At 71.1% G+C, this 7096-nt stretch carries 7 protein-coding genes; 3 read left to right on the top strand and 4 right to left on the bottom strand.

Features of this window, described 5'->3' with window-relative positions:
* Window positions 1-215 precede the first annotated feature (215 nt).
* Window positions 216-1436 (bottom strand): IS256 family transposase, encoded by a 1221-nt coding sequence (locus tag ACWEQL_RS24515; protein ID WP_452152449.1) that lies wholly within the window; start codon window positions 1434-1436, stop codon window positions 216-218.
* 344 nt (window positions 1437-1780) lie between these two features.
* Between ACWEQL_RS24515 and ACWEQL_RS24510 the strand changes: the two genes are divergently transcribed.
* Window positions 1781-3352: a PP2C family protein-serine/threonine phosphatase gene (locus tag ACWEQL_RS24510; RefSeq protein WP_452152448.1), complete on the top strand. Its 1572-nt coding sequence runs from the start codon at window positions 1781-1783 to the stop codon at window positions 3350-3352.
* 157 nt (window positions 3353-3509) lie between these two features.
* Here ACWEQL_RS24510 and ACWEQL_RS24505 read toward each other — a convergent pair whose 3' ends face one another.
* Window positions 3510-4439 carry a quinone oxidoreductase family protein gene (locus ACWEQL_RS24505; protein WP_452152447.1) on the bottom strand — a complete coding sequence of 310 codons (930 nt, stop codon included), beginning with the start codon at window positions 4437-4439 and terminating at the stop codon, window positions 3510-3512.
* A gap of 84 nt (window positions 4440-4523) precedes the next feature.
* On the opposite strand from ACWEQL_RS24505, the gene ACWEQL_RS24500 reads away from it, so the two are divergent.
* Window positions 4524-4988, top strand: coding sequence for a MarR family winged helix-turn-helix transcriptional regulator (locus tag ACWEQL_RS24500; RefSeq protein WP_452152446.1), 465 nt, complete (start codon window positions 4524-4526; stop codon window positions 4986-4988).
* Window positions 4989-5012: 24 nt separating this feature from the next.
* Here ACWEQL_RS24500 and ACWEQL_RS24495 read toward each other — a convergent pair whose 3' ends face one another.
* Window positions 5013-5801, bottom strand: coding sequence for an alpha/beta fold hydrolase (locus ACWEQL_RS24495; protein WP_452152445.1), 789 nt, complete (start codon window positions 5799-5801; stop codon window positions 5013-5015).
* A 50-nt stretch (window positions 5802-5851) separates the two neighbouring features.
* Between ACWEQL_RS24495 and ACWEQL_RS24490 the strand changes: the two genes are divergently transcribed.
* Window positions 5852-6229 (top strand): winged helix-turn-helix transcriptional regulator, encoded by a 378-nt coding sequence (locus ACWEQL_RS24490; protein ID WP_452152444.1) that lies wholly within the window; start codon window positions 5852-5854, stop codon window positions 6227-6229.
* Between the two features lie 55 nt (window positions 6230-6284).
* Here ACWEQL_RS24490 and ACWEQL_RS24485 read toward each other — a convergent pair whose 3' ends face one another.
* Window positions 6285-6851 carry a hypothetical protein gene (locus ACWEQL_RS24485; protein ID WP_452152443.1) on the bottom strand — a complete coding sequence of 189 codons (567 nt, stop codon included), beginning with the start codon at window positions 6849-6851 and terminating at the stop codon, window positions 6285-6287.
* Between the last annotated feature and the right edge of the window lie 245 nt (window positions 6852-7096).

Here is a 7096-nt window from a genome sequence, read left to right as displayed (position 1 = left end):
AGACACACATGGCAGTGATCTTCACGGACAGGACGACGCAAAGATCACCACCAGTGGATCAAGCCATGAAGTTGATCAATTACCCAACACTTTCTCAGGCGTGGCGATCGTCGTGGAGGATCCGACTGCCCCGGGTTCATCGGCACCAGGGAGACCGACGTGGCATCAGTACGGGTCGTGTCCCGTGGAGTGGTGTAGTGGTCGTGCGCCAACGGTCATGAAGTAGGAGGGAGTTCGTCGCGGCTGCGCTCGGCGGGGTAGATCCGGTCCATGCTGCCTTCGGGCAGGTGGCGGCGGGGGAATGCGATCCATTCGTCGTGCATCTCGAAGAGCACGGCGGTGACCGGCCGCAGGAGCGCGTCGTCGTTCGGGAACACCTGGACGACGTCGGTGCGGCGCTTGATCTCGCGGTTGATCCTCTCCAGCGGATTGGTGGACTGGATCTTCTTCCGATGTCGCTCGGGGAAGGCGGCGAAGGCGGTCAGGTCGTCCTTGGCCTCCAGCGGCATCGCTTTGACCTTGGGGAACTGCTTGCCGAGCATCTCGGCGACGGTGTCGAGCCGGGACCGGACCGCGGCCTCGGCCGGTTGGGCGAAGATCGTGCGGATGGTGGCGGCGACCATCTCGCCGGCTTCCTTCGGGATGATCGCGAAGGTGTTGCGCAGGAAGTGGACGCGGCAGCGCTGGTAGGGGGCGCCGAGCATGACCTTGCGGATCGCCTTGACCAGGCCGCTGTGGTGGTCGCCGATGACCAGGCGGACCCCGGTCGGGCCGCGCTCGCGCAGGGACCGGAGGAACTCGGCCCGGAACACCTCGGTCTCGCTGTCCCCGACCATCATCCCGAGGACCTCGCGGCCGCCGTCCTCGGTGATCCCGGTGGCGACGACCACGGCCCGGGAGACGATCTGGTGGTTCACCCGGGCCTTGCAGTAGGTCGCGTCGAGGTAGACGTGGGGGAAGCGGATGCGGCCGAGGGGCCGGGTGCGGAACGCGGTGAGCTGTTCGTCCAGGCCCGCGCAGATCCCGGAGACCTCGCTCTTGGAGACGCCGGTGTCCGCGCCGAGCGCCTTGACCAGGTCGTCGACCGAGCGGGTGGAAACGCCCAGGACGTAGGCCTCCATGATGACCGCGTAGAGCGCCTGGTCGATGCGGCGCCTGCGCTCGAGCGGGCTGGGGAAGAAGCTGCCGGTGCGGACCTTGGGGATGGCGTGGTCCAGGTCGCCGGCCTGCGTGGTGAGTGTCTTGTCGCGGTGGCCGTTGCGCCAGGTGGTGCGGGCGTCGGTGTGCTCGCCGGGCTCGGCGCCGATCCGGGCGGTCGCCTCGGCCTCGATCAACTCCTGCAGCATCCACTGGGCCAGGGCCCTGATCAACTCGATTCCGTCCGCCGTACGCAGTGACTCCATGAGGCGGAGTGGGTCGGACCGGGACAAGGCCATCGCGCACCTCTCACTCAACGAGCCTTCCTACTCGGAGAGTTGCGCGATGGCTCCTTCATGACCAGGGGTTACACCAAGATCTCTGCTACACCACTCAGCGGGACGCCATCCGACCGAGAGCTGAGGACGCAGACACGACGAAGCCAGGTGTGACGACGTCCACCAGCCGACCGGGGACATGGACGCACAGGGCCGGGACGTGACGGCGGCCCGTCCTTCGGCCCGCGTCCGGCGTGAATCCGGAGCGGCGGGCCTGCTCGCCGCGGAGGCGGCGTGGGGCCGGCACCCGCTGGGGGACCCCTGCCTCGGGCTTCCGGCGCCGCGGGACGTGACATGCTCGGTGCATGACGGACGACGGGGAGCCGGTAGCGCCGATGCCGGGTGGCAGCACGGGGACGGGGAGCGGACCGGCAGTGGTCGGGGAGGTCCTGGCCGGTCTCCCCGGTTCGGTGGTCTTCCTCCAGCCGGCGTACGGGCACCACGGTGACGTGGTGGACTTCCGTCTCATGGCCGCCTCGCCCGCGGCGGTCGACATCGGCGGGCGCCGCGGCACGCAGCTACGGGGACTGAGCGTTCTGGGCACCTACCCGGGCCTCGACACCACCGACCTGTGGCGCGGCTACCTGGGTGTGCTCGAGAGCGGTGCCGTCTACGAGGGGGAGCTGGAATACGAGGAGAGGGCCGCCGGCATCCCACACCGGTCCCGGTACGGTGTGCGCGCGGCACCGTGCCAGGGCGGGCTGATCGTCTCCTGGAACCGTCTGGACCTGAGCGAACGCGAGCAGCACCGGCTGACGCTGATGCAGCGCCTGGGCCGGATGGGCTGGGTCGACCGCGACCTGGTCCGCCGGGAGATCACCTGGTCCGACGAGGTGTACTCGATCTTCGACAGGGACCGGTCGCTGGGCCCGATGCCGCTGGAGGAACTGTCGGCCCACGCCGGGGCCGAGGACCGTCCGGCGGTGGAGGAAGCGGTCGGGCGGCTGCTCAAGGCCGGCGAACCGATGGACCGCACCTTCCGCGTCCGCCTCCCCGGCAGAGGGGAGCGCCATGTGCGGGTGGTCGCCGAGGCCGAGACGGACGTGCAGGGCCGACCCGTCCGGGTCCACGGCTTCTTCCAGGACCTCACCGCCGCCAAGCACGCCGAACAACAGCTGCTGGATCAGCAGCAGGCCACCCTCGCCCACCGGAGCCTCCTGGAAGCCGAACGCGACCTCGCCGCCCGCCTCCAGGACACCCTCCTCCCGGTACCTCAGCAGAAGCTGGACCTCGCCGGCCTCACCGTCGACGTCGCCTACCTGCCCCTGCAGGAAAGACTCAGTCTCGGCGGCGACTGGTACAGCGCCGTCGAACTGCCCGATGACAGCGCGCTGCTCGTCGTCGGCGACGTCGCCGGCCACGGCCTGGACGCCGTCGCCACCATGGCCCTGCTGCGCTTCACCGCCAAGGGGATGGCCATCACCGGCACTCCCCTGCCCACGGTTCTGGCCAACCTGAACACCCTCCTGCTGCACACCCCGGAACGCACCGGCCCGACGGCCACCATGATCATGGCCGTGTACCAGCCCGCCGCCTCCCGGCTCACCTGGGTACGGGCCGGCCACCCGCCGCCCCTGCTCATACGCGACGGCCGGGCGCGCTTCCTGCCCTCCGCCGGCGGCATCCTGCTGGGCGCGAGCCCCGCGGCCCGCTACCAGGCCTCCACCGTCGACCTGCTGCCCGGCGACCACCTGCTGCTCTACACGGACGGCCTGATCGAAAGGCGGGGTGAGACCCTCGACGAGGGCCTCGCCCGACTGGCCGAAACCGCCCTGACCCACGCCCGCGGCCCACGGCCCCTGGAAGAGATCGTGCACGCGCTCGTCGCCCCGCACACCCGCCGCGACGACATCTGCGCCCTGTACATCAGCCGCTGATGCGCTCAGCAGGGCGTGGGGCCGGCACCCTGGGCCGGCGAGGCCGCGCCCGCCGGTCGGTTCAGGGGCCGGCCGGCGGGACGGCCCGGACGGTTCTGCCGCCCTGCGTCGGGGCCGCACCCCCCTCGGTGCCGAGCCGATCGACAGGGAAGGGGGCCTACGGGACGAGGACGAGGCGCTCGCCGGAGCGGGTGTCGTTCCATGCCTGCGCGATCCCGGCCAGCGGTACGGCCCGCGCCTGCACGTCGATGGCGCCGTCGGTCACCGCGGCGGCCAGCTCGGGGAGTTCGGCGATGAAGTCGCGGGGGGAGAGCGATCCGATGCCGCTGCCCACGAGCTGCAACCGGGCCGAGCGCAGGGCCACGGACGGGACCGCGGCGGTCGCTCCCGCGATGGAGCCGATCTGGACCCAGGTGAGCGGCGCGGAGCGGTCGCTGCGCGCGGTGAGGATCGGGAGCATGGAGCCGGCGGCGGGTTCGCCCCACACGAAGTCGAGGACGACGTCGACGTCGGCCGCGGCGGCGATCTCGTCGAAGGTGAGCGTCCGGTCGGCGCCGAGGGCGGGCAGCTCCTGGAGGCGGGCGGTGTCGCGGCCGGCGGCGATGACCTGGGCGGCGCCGAACCGCTTGGCGATCTGGACGGCCATGCGCCCGGCGCTGCCGGTGGCACCCAGGACGAGGACGCGCCGGCCCTCCTGGAAGGTGATGCGGCGGCGCAGGGCGACCCAGGAGGACATGCCCGGGTTCATCGCGGCGGCGATCCGCACCGGGTCCACGTGGTCGGGCAGGACCACGCTCCGACGCGCGTCGATGACGGTGCGCTCGGCGAAGGTCCCGAGGTCCGTGTCGTCCAGGACCGCGTAGCGCAGGCGGCCCGCGGGGTCGCGGACGACGCCGTCGACGCCGGGCACCAGCGGGAGGACGCCGGAGGCGGAGTAGTGGGCGCCGCTCGCCTTGGCCCGGGCCAGGTGGTGCAGGGGCGCCGCGAGGACGTCCACGACCATCTCGTGCTCGCCCCGGGCGACGGGTTCGGGGTGCTCGCCGTAGGCGGGCGGTGCGTCGTAGGCCGTGACGACTGCTGCGTGCATGGGGACTCCTCGGACGTTGGTTTGCATTCCCAATCAAATCCAGGGTTGTTGGTAATACAAATAATGTCAAGTAGGGTGGTGGCCATGGCTCCCGACGACTCCGACGGCTCCGAAGAGGCCCTGATCGACGGCCTGGTCCGCAGCGCCTTCCAGGTCATGAGCGTGCTCACCCGCGTCGGCGCCGAGCACGACCTGTCCCTCACCCAGCTGCGCGTGCTCGGCATCGTGCGCGACCGGCGCCCCCGCATGAGCGACCTGGCGGCCTTCCTCGGCCTGGACAAGTCGACCCTCTCCGGCCTCATCGACCGCGCCGAACGACGAGGGCTGCTGGCCCGCCAGGCCAGCCCCGAGGACAGGCGCGCCGTCGTCGTCCTGATCACCGACGCCGGGCGCGACCTCACCCAGCGCCTCTACGAGGAGGTGCGGGACGCCCTCGCCCCGGCCACCGGCCGGCTCGACGCGCAGCAACGCCGGCAACTCGCCCACCTGCTGGAGCCCGTCCTCAGCCCGCCCCTGCCGGCCGCACCGCGCCCCACCACCCGGCGCTGAGCGACCGCGCCCTGCGGAACCGTCTCAGGACGGAACGCCCGGCGCGCCTGCCGGCTCGGTGTGCCCGGTGCCATCGGCGGCCTTCAGCAGGAGCTCGGCCAGCCGGCCCGGTGCGATGATCATGCAGTCGTGGCCGCTCCGCAGTTGCCACACCTGCGACGGAGTGCCGTTGGGCTGGGTCGCGGGAACGGGACGGTGGGCGATGCCCTCCGGCGCGCTTCCGACGCAGTGGATGTGCGTCCGGGGGACGGCGGCCGTGGCGGGGTTCTCCAGTCGGACCGGCTGCTGGAAGCAGAGCGCCGACTCGTCCGAGAGCAGGGTACGCAGCCAGGCCGCGTCCGCCGGGTCGGTGACCCCGAACAGGCCTGTGGGGGCGGGGCCTTCCGGCAGGGGCGGGATGCGCCAGGGGGTGTCGGAGTCGGCGGCGAGTTCGAGCAGGTGCCGGGTCGGGGGCAGGACGTCGAGCACGCTCTCGCCGTCGACCGGGACCATCGCGTCGACGTAGACCAGGGCGGCGATCCGGTCCGGGACCTGGTCGGCCACGGCGGATATGACCATTCCGGCGTAGCTGTGACCGACCAGCACCACGTCGGTGAGGTCCTCCCCGAGGAGGAGGGCGACGACATCGGCGACGTGGGTGTCGAGTCCGACCTCCGGACCGAGCAGGTGCTCCCTGTCGCCGTGGCCGGTGAGCGAGGGGGCGAACACCCGGTGCCCGGCCCGGGTCAGCAGGGGTGTCACCCGGTCCCAGACGCGCCCGTTGTGCCAGGCGCCATGGACGAGGACGTAGATTTCCGTTCGCGGCGTATTCATGGAACAGGACGCTACGGAGTCGACGGGTACCTCTTGGTACCCTTCGGCCCATGCGTGACCCAGCGGGAGACGTCTTCCTCGCCGACTGCCCGGCCCGGCTCGCCGTCGATATCATCACCAGCAAGTGGGCGGTCGTCGTCCTGTTCGCGCTCAGCCGCGAACCGCGTCGGCACGGTGAACTCGTCGATCTCATCGGTGGTATCTCGCGCAAGGTGCTCACCCAGACGTTGCGCAAGCTGCAGGGTTACGGCCTGGTCGAGCGCCGCGCGTACGCCGAAGCGCCTCCGCGGGTCGAGTACGGCCTGACCCCTCTCGGTCTGACCCTCGTCGAGCCGATCGCCGCTCTGACGGACTGGGCGCGGTCCTACGGTGAGGCCGTCGTCGACTTCCAGGAAGCGGCGGAGGACGCACCGGCGACCGAGGCGTGACCGCGGTGGCCGCGGACGGCAGCGGACGGCAGCGGGATCGGAAGGACGGGGATGGTCACAGGATGGGATCTCTGCGGGTGGCGTCCACCATGGATCCCCCGGGGCTTCCGGCCGGGATGAGGTTCGGGATGTTCTCCAGGGCGCCGGCGCTGTGTTCGTTCCCGGGATCGGGTTCGACCTTGACGGTCGCCTGGTAGGCGATTCTGGAGATCTTGGTGCGCAAGGCCGCGATGCGGACTTCCATGATGAGACACAGGGGCGGGCCACTGATACCCGTCAGGCCCGGTTGTGCCCGAAGGTGCAACTCCGAGGAGTCGATGAACGCGGTGATGTTGTCGTCCCCCGTCACTCTGAACCCCGCGAGGGTGGCCGTCACCGTCGATGCCGTCAGGACGCCGCTGAAGTCCTGGACCTTTCCGGTGGTCGGCGGATTCACGGAACCCGAGGGGCCGTAGGGGACGAAGGCGACCACGACATTGTCGCCGAGCGGTCCGCCGCCCCCGTCGAGGGCCAGCGTGCCGGTGTGGACGATCTGCAGCGCGCCCGTTCCATCCGCTCTTCGGTAGGGGACGAACAGGTGCCGCGGTTTCGTCACGTCCTTCGTCGGAATGAGTATCGCCATGACCGCTCCATGAGGGTTCTGCGAAGAGGGTTCTGCGAACGGGCACCGGCGGGCAGGGCCGGTTCGGGTGAGCGGCTGCCCGGCGCGGGTCGGTGGCGGCCTTCCCCTCGGGCCGCGCATTCCGTGCGCCGGTGGTGACCGTCGGCCGGAGTCCGGCCCGGGGCCGGCATGATGGCGGGTCGGGTCGGTGGAAGGTCCGGTATTTCCAGTCTGGCCGCACTACGCATGCCCGGCGAGCCGAAGAA

The organism is Kitasatospora sp. NPDC004240 (assembly GCF_053603215.1).
Note: the sequence above shows the minus strand (reverse complement) of the source record. Positions and strands in the feature narration are given on the sequence as shown.